The sequence below is a fragment of the Planococcus glaciei genome (genome assembly GCF_900099655.1).
Classification (GTDB): Bacteria; Bacillota; Bacilli; order Bacillales_A; family Planococcaceae; genus Planococcus; species Planococcus glaciei.
The window spans coordinates 153,177-168,306 of the sequence record NZ_FNDC01000002.1 but is presented as its reverse complement, the minus strand read 5'-3'; the positions used below and the strand labels follow the sequence as shown (position 1 = coordinate 168,306).

Here is a 15,130-nt window from a genome sequence, read left to right as displayed (position 1 = left end):
ACACAAAAAAACACGTCCAGAAGACGTGTTTTCAATGATGCATTTGCTTTGTTGCTTTTATCCCGTTTAAAGCACCTTGCTCAAAAAAGCTTTCGTCCGGTCATGCTGCGGATTTCCAAACAGCTCGGCCGGGATATTTTCTTCGACAATAAAGCCGCCGTCGATGAACATAACGCGGTCTCCCACTTCACGGGCAAAGCCCATTTCATGCGTAACGATAACCATTGTCATCCCTTCAATTGCCAATTGCTTCATAACGTCCAGTACGTCCCCGACCATTTCGGGGTCAAGCGCAGATGTCGGCTCGTCAAACAACATGATTTTCGGGTCCATCGCAAGCGCCCGGGCAATGGCTACGCGCTGCTTTTGCCCACCTGACAATTCACCGGGGTAAGCATTGGCTTTTTCACGCAAGCCGACTTTGTCCAGCAAAGCATAAGCTTTTTCGGTGATGCCTTTTTTATCGCTTTTCTTTAATTTCATCGGCGCCAGTGTAATGTTTTCCAAAACGCTTTTGTGAGGGAACAAGTTAAACTGCTGGAACACCATTCCAACATCTTGGCGGACTTTGTTGATATCCACTTTTGGGTCCGTGATATCCGTTCCTTCAATGTAGACATGGCCGCCCGTGATGTCTTCCAGACGGTTCATGCAGCGAAGGAAGGTGCTTTTCCCGGAGCCTGATGGACCGATGACACACACCACTTCTTTTTCTTCGATTACCGTGCTTATGTCCTTCAACACTTCGATAGGGCCGAATGATTTTTTTAAGTTTTCTACTCGGATCATAGTCATCGCAATACAAACTTCCTTTCTACGAAGCTCGCTAACATGGAAAGCAAGTAAATGATAATGAAGTAAATTACGCCAAGCGTCAAGTAAATCGTAAATGCTTCAAATGTTTGGCTAGCCTGGATACGCCCTTCTTGCGTCAAGTCGGCAATACCAATAACCGACAGCAAGGAGGTATCTTTCAATGAGATGATAGCCTGATTGGTGATGGTTGGCAGCATCCGGCGGAACGCCTGGGGCAAGATGATGTAACGCATGTTCTGCGTAGCATTCAAGCCAAGCGAACGCGCAGCTTCCGTCTGCCCTTTGTCAATTGACTGGATACCCGCCCGGATGATTTCCGAGAAATAAGCGCCTGCGTTGATTGCAACTGTGACAATACCCGCTGTCGTGTTGTCCATTGAGAAAAAGCCGAGCGAATTCAATCCAAAGTAAATAAAGAACAATTGGACGATAAAAGGCGTCCCGCGGATTGCATCTACAAAAATTTTCGCAATCCAATTCAATATTTTGATTGGCGCCAGACGGAAGAGCGCGACAATCAATCCAATGATAAAACCAAGAATAATAGCAATGACGAAGATATAAAGCGTCACTTTCAGTCCATCCATTAAAAAGGGCAAAGCATTAATTACTGTATCCATTTCCACATCTCCTTTGCGTACAGACAAACCACCTATCCAAAAAGCCTTTGCCTCTTCGGATAATCAGCCGATCCATCCTTTTAAAGCCGCTTTATCTTTTGCGTTCCTCTTGCGGCCAATAAAGGAAGATAAAAAAATGCAGCGCGCTTCTGCGCGCTACATGACTTGCTGTTATTCAGAGATATATTTGTTAAGAATTTCATCGTATTCTCCGCTGTCACGCAATTCTTTCAGACCTGTATTGATTTTTTCAAGCAGATCCGCATTTTCGCCTTTCAGCACAGCAATTCCGTATTGGTCTCCCGTCAGACGGTCTCCAACTGTTTTCAAGTCCAATCCACTTTGTGCAATCGCATAAGCAATGACCGGATAATCTTCCAGCAATACATCTGCATTGCCGTTTGATACTTCCTGGAACATTGATGGGCTGTCTTCAAATTGTGCTACAGTATAGCCATATTTTGACTCGTTATCCATAGCGAATTTTGAACCGGTCGTTCCGCTCTTCACGGCAACCGTTTTGCCTTTCAAATCTTCCAATGTTGTAATATCGTTGTTATCTTTGGCTACAACCAGTGACAGACCTGCATCAAAGTAAGGATCCGAGAAATCCACTACTTTTTTGCGCTCATCGGTAATACTCATTCCTGCAATTGCCACATCCAATTGGCCTGCCTGCAATGCCGGAATGATGCCTCCGAAATCCATTGGATTAAATTCAATTTTAAAGCCTTGGCTTTCTGCGATGGCATTGATGATATCAATGTCAATTCCCGTGTAGTCCCCGCCCTCTTCAAATTCGAACGGTGGATATGTGGTATCAATTCCTACTTTATAGGTTTTGTTTTCGCTTTCTCCGCCAGAACCGCTCGTATCGTCAGCAGAATCACTCGATCCACAAGCTGCCAGAACCAGCATCAATGATAAAAGAATCAAAAATAGACTAAACTTTTTCATTTTGGTGCCCCCTTTTTCCTTTTCATAAAATACTATTAATTAATATAGCATAAACTTTCAAGATTCAGAACCTTCTTAAGAAAATAAACTCAGTGAATCTTCGCTTCAGTGAGTCTTAATGCCCTTTACTTGCCACTTCTCTTTTTTTGCGCAGCCGAATAAACAGACGGAAATTATGGATAATCGTTTTTAGTACGGCATAAAGCGGAATGGCAATCAAGATGCCGACAAATCCATAAAGAGCTGCTGCAATCAACAGCAGGAAAATAATGGTCAGGGGATGGATATTCAAACGGCTTCCCATAATGTTTGGAGTCACCAAATTGCCTTCAAGCTGCTGCACAATCAGCAAAACGATCAATACTTTAATAGCCATAAAGGGTTCCCCGCTCATCAAAGCGACAAAAATAGCGGGAATTACGCCGATAAGCGGCCCTAAAAACGGAACAATAATCAGGAACATGGCAAAGATAGCCAACGATAAGGCATAATCCAAGCCGATAATGACGTAGCCGATGAACATGAAGAAACCGACCACAACTGCAACAATTGCCTGGCCCACTATGTAATTCGATAAAGTTTCATCTACATCTTCCAAGAGTTTTCTGCCTTCCGGCTTGTGTTCTTCGGACACGTACTTCATCAAATAAGGAATTAACTTATGATCATCTTTTAACAAAAAGAACAAGATGAATGGCACAACAATCAAAACGACTGCGACGTTCATCAAAGTCCCTAAAATCGTCATGACATTATCCATCAAGGTTTTGGATGCGTTCTCCATGTATGTAAGCACCCGGTTTTTTATTTCATACCCGCTTACTCCGGCAAATTCAAAGCCATTTACTTTCTCTTCGGATTCGGCTTTTACTTCCTCGACTTTTTGAGGCGCTAATTCCGCCAGGCTTGCCACCTGTTCTTTGATGGTCGGGCCAAAATAATAGATTAATGTAGACAGCACTACGAAGAAGACAAAAAAGACGACGGCAATCCCTCCCACTTTCGGTATATAGCGCAGCAATACCTGAAGAAAAGGGCGAATCAGATAATACAGAAGGCCGGCAATCAATATCGGAGCAAATACAGTTGCAATAATCGTTTTAAAAGGCCATAAGACATAATCGATTTTGCCGATAAAAAAGAGAATAATGACAATCAGAAGCACTGCAGTTGCGTACTCAAAAAACGGTTTCTTGATCCACATATTTCCACTCCTCCCTTCGGATGAAAAACTAAAAAACACAGTAAAAAGAGCGAAAGCCACATCGTTCCAGCTTCCGCTCTTTTTATGTGTTTTAGTTGTCTTCTTCTAATTCTTTCATTTCTCTATGAGTCTGCGGGAAGGCATTGGCCTGCCATTCGTCGCGGTATGCCGAATCCAATTGAGTCAGCCCTTTTTCAGCCGGATCCACATCTGCTTCCACGCTTTCGCGCTGATCCACTTCCAGGCTGTTCCGCATGTCTACATCTTTAGCAACTTCCACTGAACCCTTTTCCTGGTATGCGCGGTACACAAAAACTCCGGCAGCAGCCGCCAGTGCACTTCCTATAACGGTATTCATTGTCGATTTTTTCATCAAAATCCCTCCAAATAGAAACATGATAGATACGTCTATTGTTTTGTATACCCTATTAACACCTTTTTAACTACAAAGTTTAAAGATTTTTTGCCTTGCGTTATTCCTTCAATTCCCGCAACGCATTTTCTTCAGCAGGAATCCGCACCAGCAGCAAGAGCAAAGCATTCGCAACCGTAAAGATCAGGGCTGTGCGCCACGCGCCAAACAGGAGCGGAAGCGCAGCAATTTCCAGCGCTACCACGATATAATTCGGATGCGGCAGCCAGCGGTACGGCCCTCTCTTCACTTTCTGGGCGCCTGGCAGGACAATGATTTTGGTGTTCCAGTAAGGGCCGAGTGACGCCAGTGCCCAGACCCGCAGAACTTGGGCGACAAGGAAGACGATCAAGAAGACCGGCCATGCGGGCCCAAGCCCTTGCTGATGGAATAACACTTCAGCTGTGAGCGAGACAAAAAACAGCACATGCAGCAGAACAATCCATTTGTAATGTTCTGCCCCCGCTTCAATCGCTCCCTGGCTTTTCATTCGCCGTTCATTGGACTTGGCATATAGGACTTCAAGCAGACGTTGAATTATGACAAAGCCGACCAGCAGATAAAAGAATGTCATGCGCCGGCTTCCCCCCATTCGAGCCAAAGCATTTCAGAACTGAAGCCCGGCCCAAGCGCCGTCAGCAGCCCTTCTTCCCCGCTCTTCGGTTTTTTCTCCATAAACTCTTTTAAAACAAACAGGACGGTCGGTGAAGACATATTTCCGTACTCTGCGAGGACGCCCCTTGATGTATCGGTTTTCTCCTTGGGGAGGCCGAGGGATTTCTCGTAGGCCCCCAATACTTTTTTGCCGCCGGGATGAGCCACGAAATGCTTAATATCCGCAGAAGTTTTCCCGATTTTATCCAAAAACAAATCAACGTTCGGTTTGAGCCAGCTTTCAATGATTTTCGGAATGTCGCGGGAAAACACAACATGCAGGCCTTCATCTTTCACATCCCACCCCATGACGTCTTCTGAATCCCGCATCAATGTCGACTGGGTGTCCCGGATGAAGAAGCCCGATCCTTTTGCCTGGTCATTCCGCCCGGTCACTAACGCACACGCTGCCCCGTCGGCGAACAAGGAAGTTCCGATCAAATTGCTTTTTGACGTATCAGATCGCTGGAAAGTCAGGCTGCATAGTTCAAGGCACAAGACAATCACTTTGGCATCCGGATAAGCCAGGCAATAATCGTGTGCCCGACTGATGCCCGCTGCCCCTCCTGCACAGCCAAGCCCCCATAGCGGCAGGCGCTTAATATGTACAGGCAGGCGCAATTCATTCATGATGCGGGCATCAATCGTCGGTGTGGACATGCCCGAACTCGAGACAAAAACAAATGCATCGATTTCTTCTTTTTCTACCCCAGCTTCTTCCAGACAGCGTTTGACCGCATTGCTGCCCATGCGCACGGCTTCTTCAATATACAGCTGATTTTTCTCTTCCAGTCCACGCTCCCGTTCAAACCACTCCAGCGGAGCCGCAAAATAACGGCCTTCAATCTGGCCGTTGCCGAATACCCGGAGCAATCTCTCAATATCGTCATAATGCTCTCCGAACAAATTTTCCACGACGCCAACAATTTCTTTTTGATCAACATGATAAGGTGCGTTCTCGGTGACCACTTTGCGGATAAACGACATGCCTTTTCCCCCTTAGGTGAGTTTCTCCAAAAAAACCACCCTTTCTGAGGATGGCTTAACTACTGTACTTTATAGAACACTTCTGTTCGCCCGTCCCGGCGAGTCTTTGTCCCGCTCATTGTCGTCTTCCAGCAGCACGAGTATTTTCCCTTTATTAAAATGGGTTTCGTATTCCTTCGCTTCTTCCTCAGGAATGCCCATCCCGATCAAAGCTCCCGTGAGCCCCCCGAGCCCCGCTCCTGCCGCTGCTCCTGTAAGTCCAGCGGCGATTGGCCCTGCGGCAACAATCGGTCCGATTCCCGGTATTGCCAGCGCACCGAGCCCAACAAGCACACCGCCCAAGCCGCCTAACGCGCCGCCCGTCACCAATCCGGCTGTGGCGCCTTCGCTTGCATGGGTTCCTGTTTCTTCTGTGACCGTTTCGGTTTCGCCTTTGTTTTTGCTGATAACGGAAATGTCTTCCTGCCGGTAGCCTTGCAGTTTCAGCTCTTCGATTGCTTCGATCGCTTCTTGTTCACTGTCGTAATAACCTGTTACCGATCTTTGGGCCATTGTCAAAACTCCTTTTTAAACTAACGATAAATTTAGTAGAAATTACCCTTTTGGCCTTTGATTTAAACGTGCAGCTACCTCAAGGGGAAACCGGCTTAAGCTTCCATCCGGTACTCAAACTCACGGTTTTCCATTTCCCGGTATTGCTCAATGACTTTTAAGGCGACGCCTCTCACCGAAGCTGGATTCTGGCCGGTGATCAAACGCCCTGATAAAATCACACAGGAAGTGAAGGGCAATGCCGCCTGTTTGAATAAAGTCCCTCTTTCCCCCATGCTTTCTTCCAGCGAATAAGGGATGTCTTTGAACATGCCCATCAGCTTTTCTTCCTGATTCGAAAAACCGGTAACAACATGGCCCGACAACAAGTACCGGCCATCGGACAGCCGCACGTTCAACAATCCGCATGGACCGTGGCAGACTGCCGAGACAATTCCGCCTTTTTCGTAGATGGTTTTGGTCAGCTCCTGCAAGTGAATATTTCCTGGGAAATCGTACATAGTGCCATGCCCGCCCGTAAAATAAATCGCTGCATATTCATGGCCGTCGACTTCTTCTGGAGTCAGCGGATTTTTGAGGCGGTCCATCAGTTCATCGTTCATATAATAGGCCCGCGTCTTTTTGTTGGTCAGCACCTCGAGCAAGCTTCGTGGATCCAAAGGCACCCGTTTCGGGGATGTACTAATGATGTCAACTTCAAAAAGGTCTCTGACTTCATGGTAAAAATCCGTCAGTTCCCTCAGCCAAAGACCGGTTTTCTTTCCTCTTTCTCCAAGGGCTGAATAGTTGGTTACGACGATCAGAATTTTGTCCATACTAGTCTCCTTTCAGCTCATTACGTCTTTAATCTAGTATTCCCCTGCTCTCTAAAATTATTCATTTGGCAGCATAGTAAGTTTAAATTATAATTGTCAGAAAATACAGTCTTCATGTTTATTATTCGATGATTTCGTGGTAAAATCGACTTAATTAGGGAGGTGGAATCATGAGAAAAATTCTGTTTCTAGCAGCGGCGTTCTTCCTTCTATTCAGTGCGTTTTCCGCTCCTGCCAAAGCCGTTGTCACGTTTGATGATTTTTTTGCCAATGACCCTTTTGCTTTTGAAGTGATCTATTTGCATGAACAAGGAATTGTTTCCGGCTATCCGGACGGCACATTCCGCCCAAATGCCCCTGTTACCCGTGCGGAAGCCATAACGATGATCGGGCGGGCGCTTGAGCTCGATGGAACCAAACGGGCGACTCCATTTAAAGATGTAAGCGCCGGGTACTTCGCTTCGGGCTATATTGCTTCCGGTGCGGAAGCGGGAATCATTAATGGATTCCCCGGAAACTATTTCCGTCCGAACTGGAAAGTGACCCGTGCCCAAACAGCCGTCATGCTCGACCGCGCTTTTGATTTCCCGGATGCGCCAAACGCCAAATTTTCCGATGTAGGACCAAACCATTTCGCCTATGAAGCCATTTCACGGCTGGCTTACCAAGGAGTGGCGCGAGGCTATACGGACAATACATTTCGTCCCGACAACAATGTCACCCGCGTCCATTTTGCCGTATTTTTGGCACGTGCCATCGAACCGTCTTTCATTCCTGACAAGCAAGCCTTGCTGGAAACAGCCAATGACATCCTGGCTGACTTGAAAGCGAAAGATTTTGCAGCTGTTTCTTCCTATGTAAGCGTGCAGAAAGGCTTGACGTTCTGCCCATACAGCGGCGGTTGCCTGGACAGCGGCGGCGTCACCTTTACAAAAGCCCAGCTCCCTGGCTTTATGCAGAATAGCAAAATTTATCAATGGGGCTATCAGGACGGCAGCGGCTTCCCGATTAAACTGACTCCTGCCCAGTACTACAATCAGTATCTGATGAATGCCACTTACAATGAAAAAGAACGATACGGCCGCACCGAACAGCCAATGACACACGAGCAAATCAAAGAACGCTTCCCGAATGCCATGATTGTGGAGTTCTATTACCCTGGAACCGACCAATACGACGGCATGGACTGGCAAAATCTCAATATGGTCTTTGAGAAAAACAGCAGTGGCAAGTGGATTTTGGTTGCGTTGGTCAACAACCGCTGGACCATTTAGCGGACAAATGAAAAAAGCGGAATCGGCAAGCTTGCCGGTTCCGCTTTTTCTTGTGTTAGGCAGTAGTTATGTCTTGGAGCAGCCCAAGCAGGCTTTCTTGGAACTTTTCGTTGTCTTCGGGTTTGCGCTTTTTCGGCCCTTTCATGCGGCCGCCACCATCGCGCACCTTTTTGGCGATATGGCGGCTGTACAGCAGCTGGTCGATATTCTGCTCGGAATAAACACGGCCGTTCTGGTCTATGGGATATCCCCGCTTTGCAAGCACCATCGCTGCCAAACCATAATCCTGCGTTACGACCACATCCCCTTTGTCGACCCGGTTGACCAGCACAAAATCGACTGCATCTGCGCCTTTTGAAACGATAATGGTTTCCGCACCTGGCCGCTGCATATTATGGGCCGTATCGCATAGGAGCAGGACCGGAAGCTGAAACTGCTTGGCAATGGAAATCGTCAAGTCGACCACGGGACAGCCGTCTGCATCAATCAGCACTTTCGTCATTTCTCTCTCCCCCGCTCTTTCATATCATCCACCAGTTTTTCCGCAGCTCTTCTGTAAAGGTTGCTGGTGTGCACCAGTGAAGCAATGAGCAATACCCGCTCCAGCTCTTCTGCGTCTTCCATTCCAGCGGCTTGCTGCGACACCCGGCCGGCTTGTTCATTCAAACCTGCGGCAAAGCTGCCGACATTTCCTTGCTGAAGTTCCAAATAGCTTTCATAGAAGCTTTCCAAATTCAACCCTTGCTGCAGAGCTCTCTCATTGAGGCCATCGAGCACTTGTTTGACGTCATTGATGGATAAGGCACTTTTCATCTGGTAAATCAGGCTGATGAGCATGATGTGGTTGCGCGTGTATTTTTTATTGTGCACCGGATAAAAGAGTTTTCCTTTGGCATAATTGTTGATCATCGTCTTTGTCAGGATTTTTTCTTCTTCATTTCTTTTGGCATCGGCAAAGCTCGTTTCGAACAATTGGATCACTTGATCGATATACAAATCGATTTTCGGAATATCTTCCAGCAAAACGCCGCTCTTTACCCCCAAATTCTCAATAAGGCGGTCCATGTTTTCCATTTTGTTCACCTTCAATACATTATTTGATGCTGTTAATTTTACCTTACTATTTTAAAACCTCCAAGCTTGACCAATAAAATTAATAAGAGTATTATTCTAAGTAGTTTCAATAACTACATGTCGAAAGGTGCGTATAAGTATGAATCAATACATAAGAGAGCCTTTTAATGCGCTCTCCCATTTAGCAGGAGCTGTTCTTTCTTTTGCTGCTCTTCTGGCCATGGTCATCAAAGCAGCTTACGCCGATGCTCCACCGCTGCACTTGGCATCGGTCATCATTTTTGGCGGCAGCTTAATTTGTTTGTATCTCGCCTCTACCATTTATCATACCGCTATCGCCCATCCGCGGTTGATCGCTTTTTTAAGAAAACTGGACCATTCGATGATTTTCGCATTGATTGCAGGTTCCTATGCCCCTTTTTGCCTAATAGCACTTGACGGTCCGCTCGGCTGGGCGTTGTTCGGTTTTGTGGCTGCCATCGGCATTGCCGGCATTCTGTTTAAAATGGTCTGGTTCCACTCGCCGCGCTGGCTGTCGACCGCCCTTTACATTGCAATGGGCTGGATCATTATTTTCGCCGTCGTGCCGCTGGCGGACAGCCTGCCGTTGGAAGGCTTGCTGTTATTGATTGCAGGAGGCGTTCTTTACACAATCGGCGGCATCATTTACGGTTTAAAACCAAACATCCTTTCTTCCAAATACCTGGGTTTCCATGAAATTTTCCATATTTTCATTTTAGCCGGCAGCCTATGCCATTTCCTTTCCGTTTTCTATTATGTTCTTTAAGTTTAAAAAACCGTTTTCCTTTAAAAAGGAGAACGGTTTTTTTGAAAGAAAGTCTTATTTCAAAATAGCAATTATAATGTTAAGATTATTTAAAACATTCGAACGGAGTTGTTGATAATGGAACAAAGCGATTTGGATAGCAAGAAAATGGCCGATATTTTATACAATGCATACATAGGTAAACAGCCGATTGCAAAAGACCTTATCCCTGCTTCCTTGCCCAAAAACGAAGCTTACCGCATTCAACACGCCTTAACGAATAAAAAAGCGGTCCAAGCAAATGAAGCACTCGCCGGCTATAAAATCAGTTTAACCAGCCTCGAAACACAGGAACTTTTCCATTCCGACACGCCTTTGTACGGCGCGTTAACAACATCCGCCCTAAACAGCGGGAACATTCTTCTTGAAGCGATGTCCTCACCTTTAATTGAAATTGAATTGGTTTTCATCGTTAAAGAAGAGCTGTCGGTAGAAGACGATAGCCAAGCAATTCTGGAGAAGACAGCAATCGCCCCAGGCATTGAAGTGCCGGACTCCCGGTTTGAAGACTGGTTTCCTAAAATCAGTCTAGGGCAAGTGGTGGCCGACAGTGCCGTCGCCGGAAAAATCGTTGCCGGTGAGCCTGTCGAAGGATTGACGTACGAACAACTGGACGGCATAAAAGGAAGCTTGTTCTTTAATGAAGATGAAATCGCTGCTGATACTTCTTCAGCGGTTCTGGATCATCCTGTTCATGCAGTGCAATGGCTGATCGCCGAATTGGAGGCGCACGGATTGAAGCTTGAAAAAGGCATGGCCGTTTCATCCGGCACATTCATCCTCCCTACAAAACTGGAAAAAGGCGTTTACACAGCCCGCTTTGAAGGAATCGGCGAAGTTGCATTGAACGTTGAATGACAAAAACAGGCGCCCCTTATACGCGGGACGCCTGTTTTTCATTTATTGCTGTTTTTTGTTTTTTCATGATCCATACATAATAAAAGGCGGCGCATAAAACCAAAACAGCCAGGATCAAATACAAATTCGAGTAGCCGAAAGCGGCGGCAATGATTCCGAGCGACACAGAGCCAATCGCAATTCCTGTATCGTATAAAGCGAAAAATGTGCCGGTCGCATGGCCGCTCCGGTGTTTGTCCGCTGCTTGGATTGCCAGTGTCTGAAAGCTCGGCAGCAAAGTGCCGTAGCCGATTCCGACCAACGCACCTGAAAACAGCAGCATCCAAGCCGATTCGGTTTGGCTGAGCGAAAACAGCCCAATGGCAAAAATGATGAGCGAAGGGATGATCACAACATTCGGCCCAATGGAATCAAAAATGCGGCCGCTGAATGGTCTGACGAGCAGCATCGCTATCGCATAAACGATAAAGAAGAAGCTTGCGGTTTTGATCAAGCCGAGCGATTCAGCATATACCGAGATGAACGAAATAATGCTGGCATAAGCAAACGAAACGAAGAAAGCCACACTGCCGATAGGCACCGCTTTTTTCTCCACAAAGTCGCTAAAGACCAGTTTGCGCTGCGCTTCTTTTGGCGCCGCCGGCACTTCGTCAAGTTTAACCGACAAAGCGCATAAGAAGCCGATCGCCATGATCACCGCAAAAATGGAAAAAATGCTTTGCGCCGTTACATACGGCAATAACGTCAACGCGATAAAAGGGCCTCCCACAATTGCCAGGTTCATCGCTATCCCGTAATAGCCCAAGCCTTCTCCGCGGCGTTCCGGCGGAATGAGATCCGCCGCAATCGCTCCGCCCACTGTGGTCATCAAACTAAACCAGATGCCATGGAAAAAACGAAGAAACAGCAGAACGGTAAAGTCCCCTACAAAAATATACAAAATGGTGCTGACAGCAAACATCAAAATGCTTAAAACCAGCACATTTCTTTTGCCGTACTTTTCCAGAATCAGCCCCGCAAAAAAGCGCATCATAATCGCGGAAACCAGGAAAGCCGAAACGGCTAATCCGCCTTGTGTCGCGGTCCCTCCCAAATCACTCATAACGTAAATCGGTATATACGTCAGCAAGGCATAAAAGACAACAAAAATAAAAAACGTACTTATTGAGATATTGATAAAGCTTTTTGTCCAAATCGGTCTTTTTTCAGTCATTCGTTACATCCTTTTCTTCGTTCAGTGATTGCCAATTTTTTTAAGCAGCTCAATCAGCTGCTCTTGCTCTGCTTCCGATAAAGAAGACAGAAGGCCTTCTTCCACTTCCTGAATCCGTTTTTCAATCTGCGGCACCATTGTCTTTGCGCTCTCCGATAATTGGACAAGGCGTTCCCGTTTGTCTTCCCCTTCTTTGCGGACAATCCAGTCGCTGTGTTCCAAGCGCATCAACGTCCTCGTCACGGTAGGCGCTTCAACGTTTAAGTACTGCCAAATCTCTTTTTGCGTCATTTCGCCGAATTGCTTCAGGCAAAAAAGAATGGACCACTGGGAACTGTATAAATGAAATTCTTTCAGTGCATCATTAACTTCTTTAACAGATAAACGGGATTTTTGATGGATTTCGTGAAATAACAATTTCTGCATACTTGTCTCCTCTAAAATTACTTACCTAAGTAAGTATATGGGTAATGGATGGAGAAGTAAAGTTCTCAACCGGGCATAACAAAAAAACCTTTCTCGATTGAACGGAGAAAGGTTTTCATCTTTAAGTTGCTTATTAAATGACAATGCCATTCTTTTTCGCATCAAACAGCAGTTCTTCCCGGAAATTCGGGTGGGCTACCGCAATCAGGCGTTTCGCACGCTCCGAAATCGATGCCCCGTGCAGACGCGCAATGCCGTACTCAGTGACAATATTGTCCACATCATTCTTTCCTGTCGTTACGACCGAGCCAGGCGTCAAGTTGATTTTGATGCGGGAGATGGTTTCATTTTTTGCCGTTGACTGCATACAGATATAGCCTTTTCCATTTTCTGCAAAGCGCACACCGCGGGCAAAATCGACTTGTCCACCGCTGGAGGAATAATACTTGCCGCCTACGGTTTCGGAAGCGCACTGTCCGAACAGATCCACTTCGGTCGTCGCATTGATGGAAACGATGTTTTTCTCTTTCGCGATTTCGCGCGGATCGTTGACCTGGCTGACCGGCAAGAATTCAACTACCGGGTTGTTATCCAGAAAATCATATAGTTTCTTTGAACCGTACGCGAATGTCGTAATAATTTTCCCTGGGTTTGTAAACTTACGGGTGCCGTCGACTGCACCGGATTTCACCAGATCCACCACTCCGTCCGGCAGCATTTCCGTATGGATTCCAAGATGGCGGTGATCCTTTAACATCGAGATAACCGCATTCGGAACAGAGCCAATGCCGATTTGCAGCGTGTCCCCGTCTTGGATGTCTTCGATAATCGAAGCCGCAATCAGTAAATCCCTGTCGCTCGGTGCAGCTGCTTTTTCTTCGGCCAGCGGCGCATGATGCTCCACAAAGCCGGCAATTTGGCTGATGTGAATTTGGTTGCGCCCATAGGTTCTTGGCATATGTTCATTTACTTCCAGGATAAAAGGCACTTTCCCGACAAATTCAGAAATGTAGTCCGCTTGTGTGCCGAAAGTGAAATACCCATGCTCATCCATCGGAGAAGCCACAGTCATGATCATCGACATTTTCGTCGTTTTTTTCAGCAGACGCGGCACTTCATGAAAATTATTTGGAACCAGTTCCATTTTGGCCTGTTGATACACTTTTCGCGTAGCGCCGCTTAAAAAATAAGAAACGTGCTTGAGCTGCTCAAATTCGCCTTGAATGTAACGGCGGCTCCGCAAAGCCAACAATTGGTGGATTTTCACGCCTTCCAGCTTTTCCACATTTTCTTCCAGTATATCCAGCAGACGAATCGGTTCGCCATTTGCGATTGGAACAATGATGTCTGCGCCTTTATCAATCAACTCAGTAACTTCTTGAGGATTCAACTTTTTTGTCATGTGATTTTCACTCCTGATTATGAAATCTCTTTAAACTTTACCATAGCTTTCTATGCTTGCCCACGAATCCCTGGCATTTCGTTTTGCATGGCGTAAAAAAAGGCCGTCATTTGGAATGACGGTCTTTTTTTGCCACATTATAAACAATTCCTGCGATTCCAAAGACAACCATAAGACCCCATAAAATCAGCAGAACCATCGAACCGGTTCCGTCCGAACTGTTTAAATAGACATACAATTGTAGAGCAAAAAACGCCAAACTGATCGCCGCAATTACTCCGAAATAAATCATGCGTGTTTTAAAACTGAGTTTTTTCATCGTTTTCGGCCCCTTTAGTTTTGTTCCTTTGACTCGAGGTGAACCTTGGTCCAGACCAAAGTGGTCAAGAGGAATAATTCAAATGCATTGGTGGCAGCCGAGCTGTCCACCGGAATCGGCACTGCACTGCCTATTGTCATAATACCGGCACCAATCAGCATCCATTTCCAGCCTACCTTTTTCCAAAGCAGAATACCAGCGGCAATCAAGACGACTGAAACGAGCAGCACCATAATCGGCGGTCCGCTCGACGGCTCAGCCGATACATACCGCAATACGCCATATTGCTCTTCGGTTGCCAATTCCAATCCCCATGTTTCCAAAGCGATTTCGATTGCGGCCAATGCCAAAGCATAAATTATCGCTGCAGCTAAAACCGCTTTTTTCTTCACCCAGCCGATTCCTGCCCGGTTTAAAGCTCCCCATGAAAACAACACCAGCATCGGCGTCAGAAAAGCATGGCTCCAAAAACGCAGCAGGCTCAAATTTTCAAGTACTGGCCCTTCGCCGATAGACTTCCCAATCGCAATCAAGCCATTATCGTAAATAAGGCCAATCAGCACCAGGCAGATAACCGACATAAAATTCCACGATTTCTGTTTAGCAATTGCCCATACCAACAGCAGGATATACGCTGCAGTAAAAGCAAAATAAAGAATTGTATCCATTTGCACCTTCCTTCCGAAAATTCCCTGTTATTGTTACCATTCACTGTTCAGGG

The 15,130-nt window shown here is 46.3% G+C and carries 19 protein-coding genes; 3 read left to right on the top strand and 16 right to left on the bottom strand.

Features of this window, described 5'->3' with window-relative positions; translation table 11 throughout:
- Positions 1–66: 66 nt before the first annotated feature.
- The 9 genes from BLQ32_RS04195 to BLQ32_RS04155 all read right to left on the bottom strand — a co-directional run bounded on the left by BLQ32_RS04195 (position 67) and on the right by BLQ32_RS04155 (position 7,017).
- The gene (locus BLQ32_RS04195) at positions 67–795 is read right to left on the bottom strand and encodes an amino acid ABC transporter ATP-binding protein (RefSeq protein WP_074509241.1); all 729 of its coding nucleotides are present in this window, start codon (positions 793–795) and stop codon (positions 67–69) included.
- Positions 792–1,436 carry an amino acid ABC transporter permease gene (locus BLQ32_RS04190; RefSeq protein ID WP_036809612.1) on the bottom strand — a complete coding sequence of 215 codons (645 nt, stop codon included), beginning with the start codon at positions 1,434–1,436 and terminating at the stop codon, positions 792–794. Before BLQ32_RS04190 ends, BLQ32_RS04195 begins: the two co-directional genes overlap by 4 nt.
- A 171-nt stretch (positions 1,437–1,607) precedes the next feature.
- Positions 1,608–2,393 (bottom strand): transporter substrate-binding domain-containing protein, encoded by a 786-nt coding sequence (locus BLQ32_RS04185; RefSeq protein ID WP_074509240.1) that lies wholly within the window; start codon positions 2,391–2,393, stop codon positions 1,608–1,610.
- 115 nt (positions 2,394–2,508) lie between these two features.
- Complete coding sequence (locus tag BLQ32_RS04180; protein WP_074509239.1) at positions 2,509–3,597, bottom strand: AI-2E family transporter; 1,089 nt, start codon at positions 3,595–3,597, stop codon at positions 2,509–2,511.
- Positions 3,598–3,688: 91 nt separating this feature from the next.
- Positions 3,689–3,970 (bottom strand): NADH-ubiquinone oxidoreductase chain 4L, encoded by a 282-nt coding sequence (locus BLQ32_RS04175; RefSeq protein WP_074509238.1) that lies wholly within the window; start codon positions 3,968–3,970, stop codon positions 3,689–3,691.
- 100 nt (positions 3,971–4,070) lie between these two features.
- The gene (locus BLQ32_RS04170) at positions 4,071–4,583 is read right to left on the bottom strand and encodes an isoprenylcysteine carboxyl methyltransferase family protein (protein ID WP_074509237.1); all 513 of its coding nucleotides are present in this window, start codon (positions 4,581–4,583) and stop codon (positions 4,071–4,073) included.
- Entirely contained in the window at positions 4,580–5,650 is a 1,071-nt protein-coding gene (locus BLQ32_RS04165) for a type III polyketide synthase (RefSeq protein ID WP_074509236.1), read from the bottom strand. The genes BLQ32_RS04170 and BLQ32_RS04165 overlap by 4 nt, the downstream gene beginning before the upstream one ends.
- 69 nt (positions 5,651–5,719) lie before the next feature.
- Positions 5,720–6,202, bottom strand: coding sequence for a general stress protein (locus tag BLQ32_RS04160; RefSeq protein ID WP_074509235.1), 483 nt, complete (start codon positions 6,200–6,202; stop codon positions 5,720–5,722).
- 95 nt (positions 6,203–6,297) lie between these two features.
- Positions 6,298–7,017, bottom strand: coding sequence for a type 1 glutamine amidotransferase domain-containing protein (locus BLQ32_RS04155; RefSeq protein ID WP_074509234.1), 720 nt, complete (start codon positions 7,015–7,017; stop codon positions 6,298–6,300).
- Positions 7,018–7,187: 170 nt separating this feature from the next.
- Here BLQ32_RS04155 and BLQ32_RS04150 point away from each other — a divergent pair, with 170 nt between their 5' ends.
- Positions 7,188–8,291, top strand: a complete 1,104-nt coding sequence (locus tag BLQ32_RS04150; RefSeq protein WP_074509233.1) for an S-layer homology domain-containing protein — start codon at positions 7,188–7,190, stop codon at positions 8,289–8,291.
- A 55-nt stretch (positions 8,292–8,346) separates the two neighbouring features.
- On the opposite strand, the gene BLQ32_RS04145 is transcribed toward BLQ32_RS04150, so the two are convergent.
- Both BLQ32_RS04145 and BLQ32_RS04140 read right to left on the bottom strand, forming a co-directional pair.
- Complete coding sequence (locus BLQ32_RS04145) at positions 8,347–8,793, bottom strand: YaiI/YqxD family protein (protein ID WP_036809633.1); 447 nt, start codon at positions 8,791–8,793, stop codon at positions 8,347–8,349.
- Positions 8,790–9,365: a DUF1836 domain-containing protein gene (locus BLQ32_RS04140; protein ID WP_074509232.1), complete on the bottom strand. Its 576-nt coding sequence runs from the start codon at positions 9,363–9,365 to the stop codon at positions 8,790–8,792. Before BLQ32_RS04140 ends, BLQ32_RS04145 begins: the two co-directional genes overlap by 4 nt.
- 139 nt (positions 9,366–9,504) lie before the next feature.
- Between BLQ32_RS04140 and trhA the strand changes: the two genes are divergently transcribed.
- Together trhA and BLQ32_RS04130 are read left to right on the top strand one after the other, a co-directional pair.
- Positions 9,505–10,152 (top strand): PAQR family membrane homeostasis protein TrhA, encoded by a 648-nt coding sequence (gene trhA, locus BLQ32_RS04135; protein ID WP_074509231.1) that lies wholly within the window; start codon positions 9,505–9,507, stop codon positions 10,150–10,152.
- A gap of 117 nt (positions 10,153–10,269) precedes the next feature.
- Positions 10,270–11,049: a 2-keto-4-pentenoate hydratase gene (locus BLQ32_RS04130; RefSeq protein WP_074509230.1), complete on the top strand. Its 780-nt coding sequence runs from the start codon at positions 10,270–10,272 to the stop codon at positions 11,047–11,049.
- A gap of 16 nt (positions 11,050–11,065) precedes the next feature.
- Here BLQ32_RS04130 and BLQ32_RS04125 read toward each other — a convergent pair whose 3' ends face one another.
- From BLQ32_RS04125 to BLQ32_RS04105, 5 genes are all read right to left on the bottom strand, one after another.
- Positions 11,066–12,262 carry an MFS transporter gene (locus BLQ32_RS04125; protein ID WP_074509229.1) on the bottom strand — a complete coding sequence of 399 codons (1,197 nt, stop codon included), beginning with the start codon at positions 12,260–12,262 and terminating at the stop codon, positions 11,066–11,068.
- Between the two features lie 21 nt (positions 12,263–12,283).
- On the bottom strand, positions 12,284–12,688 hold the full coding sequence (locus BLQ32_RS04120) for a MarR family winged helix-turn-helix transcriptional regulator (RefSeq protein ID WP_074509228.1): 405 nt from the start codon (positions 12,686–12,688) through the stop codon (positions 12,284–12,286).
- A gap of 133 nt (positions 12,689–12,821) precedes the next feature.
- On the bottom strand, positions 12,822–14,090 hold the full coding sequence (locus tag BLQ32_RS04115; protein ID WP_053165985.1) for an acetyl-CoA hydrolase/transferase family protein: 1,269 nt from the start codon (positions 14,088–14,090) through the stop codon (positions 12,822–12,824).
- 106 nt (positions 14,091–14,196) lie between these two features.
- Positions 14,197–14,409, bottom strand: a complete 213-nt coding sequence (locus tag BLQ32_RS04110; RefSeq protein WP_074509227.1) for a hypothetical protein — start codon at positions 14,407–14,409, stop codon at positions 14,197–14,199.
- 14 nt (positions 14,410–14,423) lie between these two features.
- The gene (locus BLQ32_RS04105) at positions 14,424–15,077 is read right to left on the bottom strand and encodes a hypothetical protein (RefSeq protein WP_074509226.1); all 654 of its coding nucleotides are present in this window, start codon (positions 15,075–15,077) and stop codon (positions 14,424–14,426) included.
- Positions 15,078–15,130: the final 53 nt, after the last annotated feature.

What these genes read in the sequence shown, in the direction of transcription:
- BLQ32_RS04105 (WP_074509226.1), bottom strand. Translation starts at nt 15,077, where the DNA reads ATGGATACAATTCTTTATTTTGCTTTTACTGCAGCGTATATCCTGCTG.
- BLQ32_RS04155 (WP_074509234.1), bottom strand. Translation starts at nt 7,017, where the DNA reads ATGGACAAAATTCTGATCGTCGTAACCAACTATTCAGCCCTTGGAGAA.
- BLQ32_RS04140 (WP_074509232.1), bottom strand. Translation starts at nt 9,365, where the DNA reads ATGGAAAACATGGACCGCCTTATTGAGAATTTGGGGGTAAAGAGCGGC.
- BLQ32_RS04160 (WP_074509235.1), bottom strand. Translation starts at nt 6,202, where the DNA reads ATGGCCCAAAGATCGGTAACAGGTTATTACGACAGTGAACAAGAAGCG.
- BLQ32_RS04120 (WP_074509228.1), bottom strand. Translation starts at nt 12,688, where the DNA reads ATGCAGAAATTGTTATTTCACGAAATCCATCAAAAATCCCGTTTATCT.
- BLQ32_RS04110 (WP_074509227.1), bottom strand. Translation starts at nt 14,409, where the DNA reads ATGAAAAAACTCAGTTTTAAAACACGCATGATTTATTTCGGAGTAATT.
- BLQ32_RS04125 (WP_074509229.1), bottom strand. Translation starts at nt 12,262, where the DNA reads ATGACTGAAAAAAGACCGATTTGGACAAAAAGCTTTATCAATATCTCA.
- trhA (WP_074509231.1), top strand. Translation starts at nt 9,505, where the DNA reads ATGAATCAATACATAAGAGAGCCTTTTAATGCGCTCTCCCATTTAGCA.
- BLQ32_RS04115 (WP_053165985.1), bottom strand. Translation starts at nt 14,090, where the DNA reads ATGACAAAAAAGTTGAATCCTCAAGAAGTTACTGAGTTGATTGATAAA.
- BLQ32_RS04190 (WP_036809612.1), bottom strand. Translation starts at nt 1,436, where the DNA reads ATGGATACAGTAATTAATGCTTTGCCCTTTTTAATGGATGGACTGAAA.
- BLQ32_RS04130 (WP_074509230.1), top strand. Translation starts at nt 10,270, where the DNA reads ATGGAACAAAGCGATTTGGATAGCAAGAAAATGGCCGATATTTTATAC.
- BLQ32_RS04185 (WP_074509240.1), bottom strand. Translation starts at nt 2,393, where the DNA reads ATGAAAAAGTTTAGTCTATTTTTGATTCTTTTATCATTGATGCTGGTT.
- BLQ32_RS04175 (WP_074509238.1), bottom strand. Translation starts at nt 3,970, where the DNA reads ATGAAAAAATCGACAATGAATACCGTTATAGGAAGTGCACTGGCGGCT.
- BLQ32_RS04145 (WP_036809633.1), bottom strand. Translation starts at nt 8,793, where the DNA reads ATGACGAAAGTGCTGATTGATGCAGACGGCTGTCCCGTGGTCGACTTG.
- BLQ32_RS04150 (WP_074509233.1), top strand. Translation starts at nt 7,188, where the DNA reads ATGAGAAAAATTCTGTTTCTAGCAGCGGCGTTCTTCCTTCTATTCAGT.
- BLQ32_RS04180 (WP_074509239.1), bottom strand. Translation starts at nt 3,597, where the DNA reads ATGTGGATCAAGAAACCGTTTTTTGAGTACGCAACTGCAGTGCTTCTG.
- BLQ32_RS04165 (WP_074509236.1), bottom strand. Translation starts at nt 5,650, where the DNA reads ATGTCGTTTATCCGCAAAGTGGTCACCGAGAACGCACCTTATCATGTT.
- BLQ32_RS04170 (WP_074509237.1), bottom strand. Translation starts at nt 4,583, where the DNA reads ATGACATTCTTTTATCTGCTGGTCGGCTTTGTCATAATTCAACGTCTG.
- BLQ32_RS04195 (WP_074509241.1), bottom strand. Translation starts at nt 795, where the DNA reads ATGACTATGATCCGAGTAGAAAACTTAAAAAAATCATTCGGCCCTATC.